The sequence below is a fragment of the Microcoleus sp. MON1_C1 genome (genome assembly GCF_036701945.1).
Taxonomy (GTDB): Bacteria; Cyanobacteriota; Cyanobacteriia; order Cyanobacteriales; family Microcoleaceae; genus Microcoleus.
The window spans coordinates 93,260-108,421 of record NZ_JAUBRO010000017.1; the positions used below are offsets into that span (position 1 = coordinate 93,260).

7 protein-coding genes are annotated in these 15,162 nt (G+C 48.9%); 5 read left to right on the forward strand and 2 right to left on the reverse strand.

Annotated features, from left to right (window positions below):
* Positions 1-15: 15 nt before the first annotated feature.
* The gene (locus QUA62_RS12100) at positions 16-525 is read right to left on the reverse strand and encodes a CAP domain-containing protein (protein WP_333404244.1); all 510 of its coding nucleotides are present in this window, start codon (positions 523-525) and stop codon (positions 16-18) included.
* Between the two features lie 276 nt (positions 526-801).
* Complete coding sequence (gene trpB / locus QUA62_RS12105; protein WP_333284624.1) at positions 802-2,040, reverse strand: tryptophan synthase subunit beta; 1,239 nt, start codon at positions 2,038-2,040, stop codon at positions 802-804.
* 255 nt (positions 2,041-2,295) lie between these two features.
* On the opposite strand from trpB, the gene QUA62_RS12110 reads away from it, so the two are divergent.
* From QUA62_RS12110 to QUA62_RS12130, 5 genes are all read left to right on the forward strand, one after another.
* Entirely contained in the window at positions 2,296-2,856 is a 561-nt protein-coding gene (locus QUA62_RS12110) for a peptidoglycan-binding domain-containing protein (protein ID WP_333404246.1), read from the forward strand.
* A gap of 576 nt (positions 2,857-3,432) precedes the next feature.
* Complete coding sequence (locus QUA62_RS12115) at positions 3,433-3,801, forward strand: translation initiation factor (RefSeq protein ID WP_190663395.1); 369 nt, start codon at positions 3,433-3,435, stop codon at positions 3,799-3,801.
* 152 nt (positions 3,802-3,953) lie between these two features.
* The gene (gene recR, locus QUA62_RS12120) at positions 3,954-4,547 is read left to right on the forward strand and encodes a recombination mediator RecR (RefSeq protein ID WP_006634457.1); all 594 of its coding nucleotides are present in this window, start codon (positions 3,954-3,956) and stop codon (positions 4,545-4,547) included.
* 344 nt (positions 4,548-4,891) lie between these two features.
* Positions 4,892-7,000, forward strand: coding sequence for a prolyl oligopeptidase family serine peptidase (locus QUA62_RS12125; RefSeq protein ID WP_333404249.1), 2,109 nt, complete (start codon positions 4,892-4,894; stop codon positions 6,998-7,000).
* An 826-nt stretch (positions 7,001-7,826) separates the two neighbouring features.
* Positions 7,827-15,014, forward strand: a complete 7,188-nt coding sequence (locus QUA62_RS12130) for a DUF4347 domain-containing protein (RefSeq protein WP_333404251.1) — start codon at positions 7,827-7,829, stop codon at positions 15,012-15,014.
* Positions 15,015-15,162 lie beyond the last annotated feature (148 nt).

Here is a 15,162-nt window from a genome sequence, read left to right on the forward strand (position 1 = left end):
CCTTCTTCCTTCAAATTACCAACTGCGAACAAAAAGCTGAGTAAAATAATACTCGCCTTTGGCATTTTTTGCAACCCCAATACCGGTCAAATTAAACTGACCTTCCATATTTTTGCGGTGGCCGTCACTTTTAATCCAACCCTCAACAGCATTGCGTACCGGCTCGTTGTAGCCAAAATTGTAAGCAAGATTTTCAGCTACACTTTTATAAGGAATCGTAATTGCTTCCGCCCGCCCTTCAAATCCATCATGGCTGAAACTGACTTTACCGTTAGCCATATTTTCGCTGTGAATTCTTGCTATCTGACTGAGTCGCGGATCGATACTCAGCGGTGGCAACTTTTTAGATGCTCGGTATTCATTTATCTGTTGGTTAACCGCTTTTTCTAACTCAGTAATAGCACTCGAAGCAACCTTAGTATTCATGGAAGTTTCCGGCCGCGATCGCGAAATAATGAACGTGCCACACTTCGGCAGCATGATTGTCAACAATCCCACGCACGTCAAAATTAAACCTTTGGACATGAAATCAAACGAAAAATAAAGTTAATTGTTACCATTAGTGTCAACTTAATGCCAAAAGTAATATGAGTATACCGTCTGACGATGAGCCTCTCGATCCCCCTAAATCTCCCTTAATAAGGGGGACGAAAGAGCGCTTGCAGTCCCCCCCTTATTAAGGGGGGCTAGGGGGGATCTAGACTTCGATACAAACAAGAGATACAAAGGATTTTAGTCTTAAGTTGACACCAATTAATTGTTACTAATTCCTACAGAGCGATCTCCCCAAATTCCGCTAACCTAGATATTCAGAACCTTCGCCACAGTGTTCACGTCTTTGTCGCCGCGTCCCGAACAGTTCAGCACAATGCGGGGATTGCCTGTTAGCTGCGGGCAGAGAGTCTCTAAATAGGCGATCGCATGAGAAGTTTCCAAAGCTGGAATAATCCCCTCCAACTGCGAAAGCCGCTGAAATGCTTCCAGCGCTTCTGCATCAGTTACGCTATAATATTCAGCTCGACCCGCATCCTTCAAATAACTGTGTTCCGGCCCCACGCCCGGATAATCCAAACCCGCACTAATCGAATGCGGCTCAATCACTTGACCTTCATTATCTTGCAGCAAATAACTCATCGCCCCGTGCAGGACTCCCACACTTCCCTTAGTCAAAGTAGCAGCGTGTTTATCAGTTTCCACACCTTCGCCCGCCGCTTCAATACCAATCAATCTGACAGTTTCTTCCCCGACAAACTCGTGGAAAAGACCCATTGCATTAGAACCGCCGCCGACGCAAGCTAATAAAATATCCGGCAAACCGCCCCACTTTTCTTGACACTGAGCGCGGGTTTCTTGACCGATTATCGCATGGAAATCGCGCACCATCATCGGGTAAGGATGCGGGCCCGCGACGGAACCGAGAATGTAATGAGTTGTCTCCACATTTGTCACCCAGTCGCGAATCGCTTCCGAAGTCGCATCTTTCAGCGTTCCCGTACCCGCGGCCACCGGCCGCACTTCGGCACCCATCAAGCGCATTCTAAACACATTTAAAGCCTGTCTTTCCATGTCGTGAACGCCCATGTAGACAACGCATTCTATACCAAAACGAGCGCAAACTGTAGCAGTAGCAACGCCGTGTTGACCGGCACCAGTTTCAGCAATTACCCGCTTTTTGCCCATGCGTTTTGCAAGCAATGCTTGAGCTAAAGCGTTGTTGATTTTGTGAGCTCCCGTGTGGTTTAAATCTTCGCGTTTGAGGTAAATTTGCGGGCCAGTTCCGTCTGCTTTAGCGTAGTGCTCGGTGAGGCGTTCCGCGAAATACAAAGGGCTGGGGCGGCCGACATAATCTTTGAGCAATTGTTGGAGTTGCTGTTGAAATTCCGGTTCGCTGCTGTATTTGTGGAAAGCGGCTTCTAGTTCAAATAAAGCCGGCATCAGGGTTTCGGGGACGTATTTGCCGCCGAATTGGCCAAATCTGCCGAGGGAGTCGGGGCGTTGGGCGCTGGTTTCGGAAGTGAGATGCAGGGGGGTGACAGTCACAAACTTGTGGGGATAATGGGACAGATTTCATTATATCGAGTCGATGGGGCTGTGGGCGATCGGGTGTGCAAATCGCTGAAAGGTCGATTCGGTCGTTTTCGATGGTCTCCAAAATTGAGTATTTGAATAAAATTTATGCTTTATACGTGTTTATACGGAATGGGTATATTCAGGAGTGAATATATTCAGTAGTGAAGTTAAGTCCATGTTTATCTCAAACATGAAATACAACATACAACTAAGTAAGGAAAAATCATGAACTCTATTTCTATTCTGCTTCAAGAAGGCTCACAAGGCACCGAAGTCACCCAGCTACAAGAAGGTTTGAAAAAATTAAATTTTTATCCAGGTATCATTGATGGTATTTTTGGATCAAAAACTAAGCAAGCTGTCATCAATTTCCAAAAGTCCCAACAACTGGTTCCCGACGGCATTGTCGGCGATAAAACTTGGGCTAAACTCAATGCAGCGAACAATCCACGTTTTAATTATCAGGTGGTTAACGTACAAGAATTCATCTCTTCGGAAGGCATTACAGCGACTAATCCAAAAGCCGTAGCGGCACAATTGTTTAGGGGGTTGGAAGATGAAGAAGGAAGAATTTATGAAGAGATTTCAATTACATATTCCCGAGAAGGAACATCTGTAATTTTATACACCCGAATAGGTCTAGCTGACGATTCAGCCCGTGCACTACGACACCGCGTTGAATTAAAACGCAACCAAAATAAATGGGGAATTATTTGGGTCGGACGGCAATTTCAGTGTCAACCAGGTCGAGGACATCAAGAGTGGTCGGGCATTATTTGCTCCTAATCGGGTTTTATTCCCTCGATATAGAGAAACGCTTCAATCAGTGCCAACGTTTCTATAAAGGTATCGGGTTGATCCCCACTTACTGGTGAAATTAATTGATTAGAACCCCGACAACTTCTGCGAAGTCGGGGTTCTTTGCTTGCGCCCGATCGCACTTAACCAACTAAAATTAAATTCCCCACCCATCTCAAACCCGCGCTTCAACAGAATTATCCATCTCCCTCTTCTCTTCCTGGACGCCCTCAGCGGTTCACTCCTCCAGAAACAACAGTAAACGATATAATTCAATTGAAACCGGGGAATGTGCGATCGCCCTGATAGCCCGCCAGGGAATGAATTCCCTGTCGAGAGAGCTAAAGTCAGTTTTAACTGACTGCTAATATCAAGTACAATCTATGTACAACCAACCGCAAATCTCAGAGATTATATTCCCTGAAAACTCACCTAAATCAACCATTCTCAAACACATTCTACAGTCCTCTGAAGAGGACTTTAGCTATGAGGCAGGGAATTCATTCCCTGCCGGACTGCCCGGCCCATGCGCTACCAGGCATAACTCCCAAATACCAAACTACTATGAGTACATCAAAACCCAAAAACTCCAATACAAATAACCAATCAGGAAAACGAATTGTTTACTCCGAATTTGGCAATATTGACAACTCTGCGGCCCTCCAACGAGGAATACAAGAAATTCCACCAAATCAACAAAATCTCAAAATCGAAGCATCCCGAAAAGGACGCGGCGGCAAAACAGTTACAGTCATCAGCGGATTCCAGGAAAAACCCGAAACATTAGCAGCTTTGACAAAGCAGCTAAAAGCGCAATGCGGTACTGGCGGAACAGTCAAAGAAAATGAAATCGAAATTCAAGGCGAACACAAGCAAAAACTGCTAGAAATTATCACAAAGTTAGGCTACAAAGCTAAAATTAGTGGAGGGTAAATTAGTCAAGACTCATCAGTGAATAGGCGGGGCGGGTTTATGATATACTTAGTTTAAAACATAGATGGTTGGTAAAACCCGCCCCTACATCGCGCAAATTATACGATCGCGAATCAACCAGAAATGATATTACCAATTACCGCCAATTTTTAATGTACACTCGACCTTTAGCTCGTTTAATCGAACAATTGCAGCGCTTGCCAGGAGTCGGTCCAAAAACAGCCCAGCGGCTCGCTTTACATATTTTGAAGCGACCGGAAGAAGAAGTGCAAGCCCTAGCTAAATCTTTGATTGATGCCAAACAGCAAGTAGGTTTCTGTCAAGTATGCTTTCACTTATCTGCTGACCCTGTTTGCGAAATTTGCCGCAATACAAACCGCGACAGTCATACCCTTTGTGTAGTATCAGAATCCCGCGATGTAATCGCTTTAGAAAAAACGCGGGAATATATGGGTAAATATCATGTTGTTGGCGGCGTTATCTCGCCGATGGATGGAATTGGCCCGGAACAATTGAACATTCAACCATTAGTCCGGCGCGTCAGTCAGCAAAAGATTAAGGAAGTAATTATTGCTATTAGTCCCAGCGTGGAAGGCGAAACTACTACTCTTTATATCGGTCACTTATTAAAACCTTTTACCCTAGTGACGCGCATAGCTTTTGGTTTGCCGATGGGGGGAGATTTGGAATATGCCGATGAGGTTACATTGGCTCGCGCTTTGGAAGGAAGGAGAGAGTTGGATTAGTTAAAAACGGGTGATTAGTGATTGAAAAGTAAGAGAAACGAACCGCTTCGAGGTGCGTTAGGGAAGTGGCACGTTAGCGCTACTGTCACGAAGGAAGAGAAGATAGCAAGAAGAGTTCAGAATTGATGCCACAAGTCCTATATCCCAAGCTTCTGTGATTGCTTCGCTAAGGCTCGTAATGAGAAATTTGTAAGATATGAAACCCGCGTCGGCGGGTTTTGTCTGTGTAGCGACAGGTTTCCATCTGTCGGGTATTTGCTATTTGGTGTTGGGTTTCGTTGTTCCCTGTCGTCACTGCCGCGAAAGGGTAAACTGGACAAAGTTACCGAGAGTAGTAAAAAATCATGACCCAATTCGATCGACCTTTCACCTACCCCACAACCCGCAAAATCGACCAAACAGACGACTACCACGGCGTCAAAGTATCCGACCCCTACAGGTGGCTGGAAAATCCCGACTCTGAGGAAACCCAAGCTTGGGTGGAAGCCCAAAACGCAGTCACTTTTGCCTACCTCAACGAAATTCCGGCGCGGGAAAAAATCAAACAGCGCCTAACTCAACTTTGGGATTACGAGAAATACGGCATACCTTTCAAAGAAGGCGATCGCTATTTCTACTACAAGAATGACGGCCTGCAAAATCAATCCGTACTCTACACTTTAACATCCCTCGACGGCGAACCCAAAGTATTAATTGACCCCAACACTCTCTCAGAAGACGGAACTGTTGCTTTGGGTGGGATAGCTATCAGCGAAGACGGCAAGTACATGGCCTACGGTTTGTCAACTTCCGGTTCCGACTGGCAGGAATGGAAAGTCCGCGAGGTGGCAACCGGCGAAGATTTATCAGACCATTTAAAGTGGATTAAATTCTCAGGAGCATCCTGGACTCACGACGGCAAAGGCTTTTTTTATAGTCGCTACGACGAACCCAACGAAAAAAGCAAGCACGAAGACGTTAACTATTACCAAAAACTGTTTTACCACCAAATCGGCACGCCCCAATCTGAAGATGTATTAATCTACGAGCGACCCGACCAAAAAGAGTGGGGATTTAGCGGCGGCGTCACCGAAGATGGTCAATACTTGATTATCTCAGTTTGGCAAGGAACTGAAACCAAAAACTTGATTTTCTACAAGGATTTAACTGCACCGGAATCAACCGTTGTAGAACTGATTAGCGAATTCGAGGCTGAGTACAGTTTCATCGACAATGAGGGCTCTATTTTCTGGTTTCAAACAAACTTGGATGCACCGTTAGGCCGCGTAATTGCGATCGACACCAACAACCCACCTCCTTCATCCCTCGCTTGTGATGAAACCCCCCCGTCGCCCAGGGAGGGGGGGTTTACAGAAATTATCCCCGAAGCAGCAGAAACTCTCGAAGGCATAGGCCTCCTGAACAATCAATTTGTCGCTTCCTACTTGAAAGACGCCTACACTCAGATTAAAATTTTCAGTTTAGACGGCTCTTTCGTGCGAGAAGTTGCCTTGCCCGGAATCGGTTCAGCGGGAGGATTCGGCGGCAAGCGGGACGACACCGAAACTTTTTATGCTTACACCAGTTTTACTGCACCAAACACCATTTATCGCTACAATATGGTGACAGATGAAAGTACGATTTATCGGCAGCCAAAGGTCGATTTTAATCCCGACGATTACGAGACAAAACAAGTATTTTACCCGAGCAAAGACGGTACGCAAGTACCCATGTTTATTACCCACAAGAAAGGCTTGCAGTTGGATGGCAATAACCCCACCTACCTTTACGGCTACGGTGGTTTTGGCATCTCGCTAACTCCGAGTTTTTCTGTTAGCAATGTCGTGTGGCTGGAGATGGGTGGAGTTTATGCGATCGCCTGTTTGCGGGGAGGCGGCGAGTACGGGGAATCCTGGCACCAAGCAGGCACAAAGTTGAATAAGCAGAACGTGTTTGATGACTTTATCAGCGCCGCTGAATGGTTGATCGAAAACAAGTACACCAAACCTGCAAAATTGGCGATCGCAGGCGGTAGCAACGGCGGTTTATTAGTAGGGGCTTGCATGACTCAGCGGCCGGAATTGTTCGGTGCAGCCCTGCCGGCAGTCGGCGTCATGGATATGTTGCGCTTCCACAAGTTTACCATTGGTTGGGCCTGGACTTCTGAATACGGTTCGCCGGAAAATCCTGAAGAATTTTCCACAATTCACGGCTATTCTCCGTTGCACAACCTCAAACCGGGAACGGCTTATCCGGCGACAATGATTACAACTGCCGATCACGACGATCGAGTAGTTCCGGCCCACAGTTTCAAGTTTGCTTCTGCCTTGCAAGAAACCCACGCGGGAGAAAAACCCGTGTTAATTCGCATTGAAACTAAAGCGGGACACGGTGCCGGCAAACCCACTGCGAAAATCATTGAAGAATTGGCAGATGAATGGGCTTTTTTAGTGCGGGAACTCGATATTAACTAACGTTTAAAAAGCGCGGAATTGGGGGTGGCTGAGTCCGAGAAAGTGCGATCGTGCCACCCTCAATTTTTCAGCCTCTCCCGTAGGGTACGCACGCACCACAAAGCACTTCACCGTAGTATTTGAATGAACTTTTTGGGCAAATCTCGCGTTCAATTCTCAAATCCTGCGATCGCTTCACTACCTTTGGCTGACGCCACCCGAAATTTTTAATCATAGATTAGTGCCACTTGCCAACTCGTAGCTCGTGTTAACTTGCCTTACGATCTGTTAATTTTTGTATGCTTTAGTGGTTGTTAGGATTTTTTTTATAAATTATTTATATAACTCAATTTGGCGGCAATGTCAATGACCCCCAGTAGTAAATCCAGTAGTAAATCGAATCTAAAATTTAAAATTTTCCACTTCTCGGAAACCAATTTTTTAAGTTGACTTTAAGTTGACTTACGGTGAAGATTAAACAAAAAATTATACCTACAACCGTACTTAGAACCCTCGCGTTACCGCAATCATTGCCTTTTTTTCAGCAAGCCGTCAATAATGGGCGATCGAAATCTCTCTGTTGTGGCATAGCCTCTTCTCAAATAAAAAGGCTTGGCTGGCGCACTCAAAGCCCGAAAACGCTTGCGTAGAAGTTGCGGTGATTTGTCGCCCTAGCCACCCGCTGCAGCCCCCGTTCTACTCTTTCCTAAAATCTCAACCCAAAAAATACGTAAGTAATAAATTATTTCTATATAAATAATTTATTGAAAATTTATATTATGGTGTTTATGGAATTTTATCAAGGTGGGTAAGTTAAAACTAATAACTCAATCAGGGCATAAAGAAAATGATCTCCAATCAGCGGCATTTTTCAGCCGTAAAAATACCTAAATCTACCCATCTTGCCACTAAGAACAACTTTTTTTTAACAAAAGCAAGCTCTACAGCAGCAGAAGCCAAAAAATCTCTAGTAATTGTTGACTCCCGAGTTGAAAACTACCAGCAATTGATCGGTGGTATTAAAGCAGGAACGGAAGTATTTGTACTCAATCCTACTAGGGAGGCGATCGAGCAAATCACCGAAATTCTGGGTCAGCCCAGCAGCATCACCAGCCTGCACATAGTTTCTCACGGCCGAGAAGCAGCAGTAGAAATCGGCTCAACAGAACTTAATATTGATAATCTAGAAACCTACAGCAACCAATTGCAGCAGTGGGGAAAAGCCCTTAACGAATCCGGCAGCATTCTGCTTTACGGCTGTAACATAGCCTCTGGCGAATCCGGCATTAAATTCATACAAAAACTCAGTGAAATAACAGGAGCAAATATTGCCGCTTCCAATAACCTAACAGGGAGTGCAGCATTAGGTGGAGACTGGGAATTAGAAATTACTACAGGACCAATAAATACCGAAATAGCCTTTGAAAAAGAAGTCCTAGAAGGCTACACATCAGTCCTGGCCACCTTAGCGGCTGAAGAATTTAAAAATTCAACCGTAATCGGGCCTTGGATATATGGAGTTGGCAACCCCACTACAGCTAACCCAGGCTTAACCGCAGGTAGTACACAAAACCGTAGCGGCGTTATTCCCGCTTTAGGGACTGGCGATACACCCGGAAGCGGTACTTTGAGATTAACATCAAACGCCTTTGGACAATCAGCTTTTGTAATCTACAACAACCCCATCTCCGCCACTGAGGGCCTGAGAGTTACCTTTGATTTCTTTGCCTATAACAGAGGTACTGTCGTCGATCAGCAGAATAACCTCCTTGGTGCCGATGGCATTAGTTTTTTCCTAATTGACGGAAAAGCTACGCCAACAGAAGCCGGAGGCTTTGGCGGCTCTCTTGGCTATGCTCAAAATACTAATTCAAATTCACCGGGTATTGTAGGAGGTTATTTAGGTATTGGATTAGACGAGTTTGGCAATTATTCTAGCACTATTGCTGGAAAACAGGGTGGCACGGGGCCGCTACCTGATGCAGTAGGAATTAGAGGCAGGGCAAGCACAATCTCAACCGAAAATTATAAATTTTTAGGTTCTAGTCTTTTAACTAACACTTTGACCGGGGTTTCTATTGGCATAGATAATAAAGATACAACCATTCGCGCTGAGGCTAAAAGAACCGTCCAAATTACATTATTCCCGAGCACTCCAGCAACACCTAACCGTCTTACAGTTGCCTTCGACGTGAACAGAAACGGCACATTTGATGCGGGCGAAACACTGCTCGACATACCAAACTTGGCAAGCATAAACGGAGAAGTGCCACGTACTTTTAAATTTGGCTTTGCTGCTTCGACAGGGGGAAATACAAACATTCACGAAGTTAACAATGTCATAGTCGAAAGTATAAATCAACCTACACTCGTAGCCGACGTTTCCATTGTTAAAAAAGGCCCGCTCTATGCCATACCCAATAGCACCATTACCTATACAATTACCTCCACAAATAACGGGCCAAACAACGCCGAAAGCGTCCTGATTCAAGATCCGCTCCCAGAGGGCTTAACTTTTGTCAGCACTGACAACAGCGGTACTTTCAATTCCACAACGAGGATGGTCATCTGGCCGGCGATTCCAACTCTGGCTAACGGTGCTAGTGAAACTCGCACCATCACCGCCACAGTTCTCGCAACCGCCGGTGCTACCTTAACTAACACTGCCTATAGCAGCTCCAGCACTTTCGACCCAGATCTAGCTAACAACAATAGTTCCCAACTCATTTCTCAAGTCTCAACTACAATTGTTGATGCTCTTGCCGACCTCGTTACCACCAAAACCGGGACTACGGCAGCAGCACCAGGTGAAGCAGTTACTTACACAATTTCGACAGTCAATAACGGCCCAAGCACAGCCGAAAATGTCACCGTTACCGACACCATCCTTCCGAATTTAACCGGAGTCATCCCCTCCAACGGCGGTGTCTACGATGCCGCTACAGGTATAGTCACCTTCGAGGCTATCAGCTTAGCCAACACAGCCACCGTCACCAACACAGTCAGCTTCATCGCACCTGCATCAGGCAGCGTCAGCAACACCGCCAGAAGTAGCTCACCTACGGTTGACCCCACTCCCGCCAACAACGAAGCTACATTCACCACACCTCTGACACCTAGTGCCGACCTCGTTACCACCAAAACGGGAACTACGGCAGCAGCAGCGGGTGAAAGAGTTACTTACACAATTTCGACAGTCAATAACGGCCCAAGCACAGCCGCAAACGTCACCGTTACCGACACCATCCTTCCGAATTTAACAGGAGTCATCCCCTCCAACGGCGGTGTCTACGATGCCGCTACAGGTATAGTCACCTTCGAGGCTATCAGCTTAGCCAACACAGCCACCGTCACCAACACAGTCAGCTTCATCGCACCTGCATCAGGCAGCGTCAGCAACACCGCCAGAAGTAGCTCACCTACGGTTGACCCCACTCCCACCAACAACGAAGCTACATTCACCACACCTCTGACTCCAACTCCAACTCCCACACCAACACCGACTCCAACTCCAACTCCCACACCAACACCGACTCCAACAACTCCCACACCAACACCGACTCCAACAACTCCCACACCAACACCGACTCCAACAACTCCCACACCAACACCGACTCCAACAACTCCCACACCAACGCCAACTCCAACTGACAACCAGCCACCATTAGCCAACAATGCCAACTCCAGCCTAGAGCCCAACAGCAGCCAGTTAGTCACAGGATTAGGAGGAAGCGACCCCGACGGGTCGATCGCCTCTTACACCATCGACACCCTGCCCTCACCAGACCAAGCAGTCCTGTTTTTAGGAGATCCAGCCAATGGCGGCGTACCAGTCACACCAGGCCAAGTCCTGACTCCAGAACAGTTACAGCAACTATTTTTCTTCACAACAGGCAACTTTACAGGAGCAAATTTCACCTACAGCGCGAAAGACAACAGCGGCGCCTCCAGTCCCGCGGCCGCTACTGTGACGGCTATCTTGCGGCCGGTTGCGCCAACTCCCACACCAACGCCAACTCCAACTAACAACCAACCGCCATTGGCCAACAATGCCAACTCCAGCCTCGAGCCCAACAGCAGCCAGTTAGTCACCGGATTGGGAGGCAGCGACCCCGACGGGTCGATCGCCTCTTACACCATCAACACCCTGCCCTCACCAGACCAAGCAGTCCTGTTTTTAGGAGATCCAGCCAACGGCGGCGTACCAGTGACACCAGGCCAAGTCCTGACTCCAGCACAGTTACAGCAACTATTTTTCTCCACGAAGGACAACTTTACAGGAGCCAATTTCACCTACAGTGCCACAGACAACAGCGGCGCCACCAGTCCCGCTGTCGCTACTGTCGCGGCTATCTTGCGCCCAGTGGCGCCAACTCCAACAACTCCAACAACTCCAACTTCCAACCAACCGCCATTAGCCAACAATGCCCACTCCAGCCTCGGGCCCAACAGCAGCCAGTTAGTCACAGGATTGGGAGGCAGCGACCCCGACGGGTCGATCGTCTCTTACACCATCGACACCCTGCCCTCACCAGACCAAGCAGTCCTGTTTTTAGGAGATCCAGCCAATGGCGGCGTACCAGTCACAGCAGGTCAAGTCCTGACTCCAGAACAGTTACAGCAACTATTTTTCTTCACGACAGGCAACTTTACAGGAGCAAATTTCACCTACAGCGCCACAGACAACAGCGGCGCCAGCAGTCCCGCTAGCGCTACTGTGGCTGCCATACTTTCAACTCCCAACCAACCACCAGTTGCCAACAATGCCAACTCAAGCCTAGAGCCCAACAGCAGCCAGTTAGTCACGGGATTGGGAGGCAGCGACCCCGACGGGTCGATCGTCTCTTACACCATCGACACCCTGCCCTCACCAGACCAAGCAGTCCTGTTTTTAGGAGATCCAGCTTTGGGCGGTGGCGTACCAGTCACAGCAGGTCAAGTCCTGACTCCAGAACAGTTGCAGCAACTATTTTTCTTCACCACAGGCAACTTTACAGGAGCCAATTTCACCTACAGCGCCACAGACAACAGTGGCGCCTCCAGTCCCGCGGCCGCTACTGTGGCGGCTATCTTGCGGCCAGTTGCGCCAACTCCCACACCAACGCCAACTCCAACTGACAACCAACCGCCATTGGCCAACAATGCCAACTCCAGCCTCGGGCCCAACAGCAGCCAGTTAGTCACAGGATTGGGAGGCAGCGACCCCGACGGGTCGATCGTCTCTTACACCATTAACACCCTGCCCCCAGCAGACCAAGCAGTCCTGTTTTTAGGAGATCCAGCCAACGGCGGTCAAGCAGTCACACCAGGCCAAGTCCTGACTCCAGAACAGTTACAGCAACTATTTTTCTTCACGACAGGCAACTTTACAGGAACCAATTTCACCTACAGCGCGAAAGACAACAGCGGTGCTATCAGTCCCCCTGCTACCGCTACTGTGGATGGACTGATAGTGCCAACTCCCACACCAACTCCCACAACTCCAACTCCCACACCAACTCCCACAACTCCAACTCCCACACCAACTCCCAACCAACCACCAGTTGCCAACAATGCCAACTCCAGCCTAGGACCCAATAGCAGCCAGTTAGTCACCGGATTGGGAGGCAGCGACCCCGACGGGTCGATCGTCTCTTACACGATCAACACCCTGCCCCCAGCAGACCAAGCCGTCCTGTTTTTAGGAGATCCAGCTTTGGGCGGTGGCGTTGCGGTGACACCAGGTCAAGTCCTGACTCCAGAACAGTTACAGCAACTATTTTTCCAAGCCACAGGCAACTTTACAGGAGCCAATTTCACCTACAGCGCCACAGACAACAGCGGCGCCACCAGTCCCGCTGTCGCTACTGTTGCGGCCATACTTCCAACTGACAACCAACCGCCATTGGCTAACAATGCCAACTCCAGCCTAGGCCCCAACAGCAGCCAGTTAGTCACCGGATTGGGAGGCAGCGACCCCGACGGGTCGATCGTCTCTTACACCATCGACACCCTGCCCTCACCAGACCAAGCAGTCCTGTTTTTAGGAGATCCCGCCAACGGCGGCGTACCGGTGACACCAGGCCAAGTCCTGACTCCAGAACAGTTACAGCAACTATTTTTCTTCACGACAGGCAACTTTACAGGAGCCAATTTCACCTACAGCGCCACAGACAACAGGGGCGCCTCCAGTCCCGCAGCCGCTACTGTGGTGGCTATTTTGCGGCCAGTTGCGCCAACTCCCACACCAACGCCGGCATCCCCGATCCTCTCAAATCCGATCGGAGAACCAGATACCGACTGTTTGTGTCAGCCCATTATTGAAAAACCGGGAATTAACTTTGCGCCCCCGCAGCAACCACCCGCAGTTGGATTTGTCCGGCCTATTTCACAATTTTCAGAGGGACAAACCACCAAAGGAACCGGCGGCGATGACTTCATCGTAGACACCAAAGGCAACCAAAAAATTGTCGGTTTTGAAGGCAACGACCTGCTTTTAGGTGAAGACGGCGCGGACGAAATTTACGGCAACGAAGACAATGACACGATTTTTGGGGGCATTGACACCGATATTGTTTACGGAGACGAGGGCAAGGATATCGTATTCGCAGGCAAACAGAACGACTGGATTGCCGGCGACTTAGGCTCTGACAACCTGTTTGGAGATCGAGGTGCGGATACGATTCTCGGAGACACCGGCCAGAACAACTCCCAGAGTCCTGAGGATGCTCGCGATTTGATTTTTGGAGGCGAGGGTGCAGACCTCATTAACGGCAACGAGGGCGACGATACCATCCATACCGGCAAAGGTGACGATATTGCCCTTGGAGGTAAAGAAAATGACCTGATTTGGGGCGAACTCGGCTCCGATACGTTGTTTGGTGGCATCGGCTCCGACAGCTTGTTTGGGGGCATCCGCGATCGAAGAGCCAGCGACTCCCAGGGACGCGACTTGCTGTACGGAGGCTTCGGTAACGACTTCCTCAACGGCCAACAAGCCAACGATACGCTGGTTGCAGGCAAAGATAACGATCGCGCTTACGGAGGTAAAGGCAATGACATCATCTACGGTCAATTAGGCTCCGATACCCTCTACGGCGGCGAAGGAGCTGATACTCTGCTCGGCGACAGTGGCAGTTCCCAGTCCATCGGGGATCTCGGCGAACAAGACTTAATCTTTGCCGACGGCGGCAACGACATCATCGGCGGCGGCCACGGTAATGATACCGTGCAAGCAGGTAAAGGCAATGATTGTGTTTGGGGTGGCAAAGATAATGACCTGATTTGGGGCGAACTCGGCTCTGATACCCTTGTTGGCGACAGCGGCGACGACACCATGTACGGCGGTGCTCGAAGTCGAGCTAATGATGTTGGCGGTCAGGACTTGCTCTTTGGGGGCATCGGTGCTGATGTGCTGTTCGGCGATGAGGGTGACGATACCATCAGTGGCGGTCAAGACAACGACTTGATTTACGGCGGTAAAGCTAACGACCTCATACACGGAGATCTCGGCGACGACTTGATTTACGGCGGTGACGGCAGCGATGAACTCTGCGGTGGCGAGGGCAACGATACCATCTATGGCGATCGTGCTGATAACCGGGGTGTCTCGGTGGGCGCAAACGAGCAGCAAGACTGCATCAACGGCGGTGATGGCGATGACTTGCTTTACGGCAACGAAGGCCAAGATACTATCAACGGAGATGCTGGCAGCGATACCCTGATTGGGGGTAAAGATAACGACCTGCTCAATGGGGGTGCTGGAGACGATTGGTTGTTTGGCGACTTGGGGGACGATACTTTAATTGGAGGTATTGGGAGCGATCAATTTGTGTTGAATGGTGAGGGCGGCACTGATACTGTGATTAACTTCGAGGTAGGCGTCGATAAGTTTGTTTTGAGCGGTGGAGTGAGTTTCCAGCAGTTGCAATTTAGCGCCACTCCCAACGGTACGTTGCTGCGAGTAGCAGGAACCGATCGGGTTTTAGCGAATCTGGTGGGGATTAACGGGGCGATCGGCTCCTCGGATTTCCTACCAAATCTCTCTGAACTCTAGAATTGGCGGCGAAAGCCTCCTGTTCTGGCGAACAAAACGCCGCAGCAGATCAGAACTTCTGCGGCGTTCCTCACAACACTCAATCCGGGTTAGAAACTTTATAGCACTCGACGCTTGAAACCGCTCTTACACTTGCCTTTCGTCCCTC

Coding starts and splice junctions, on each gene's coding strand:
- recR (WP_006634457.1), top strand. CDS start 3,954: ATGTACACTCGACCTTTAGCTCGTTTAATCGAACAATTGCAGCGCTTG.
- QUA62_RS12125 (WP_333404249.1), top strand. CDS start 4,892: ATGACCCAATTCGATCGACCTTTCACCTACCCCACAACCCGCAAAATC.
- QUA62_RS12130 (WP_333404251.1), top strand. CDS start 7,827: ATGATCTCCAATCAGCGGCATTTTTCAGCCGTAAAAATACCTAAATCT.
- QUA62_RS12110 (WP_333404246.1), top strand. CDS start 2,296: ATGAACTCTATTTCTATTCTGCTTCAAGAAGGCTCACAAGGCACCGAA.
- QUA62_RS12100 (WP_333404244.1), bottom strand. CDS start 525: ATGTCCAAAGGTTTAATTTTGACGTGCGTGGGATTGTTGACAATCATG.
- QUA62_RS12115 (WP_190663395.1), top strand. CDS start 3,433: ATGAGTACATCAAAACCCAAAAACTCCAATACAAATAACCAATCAGGA.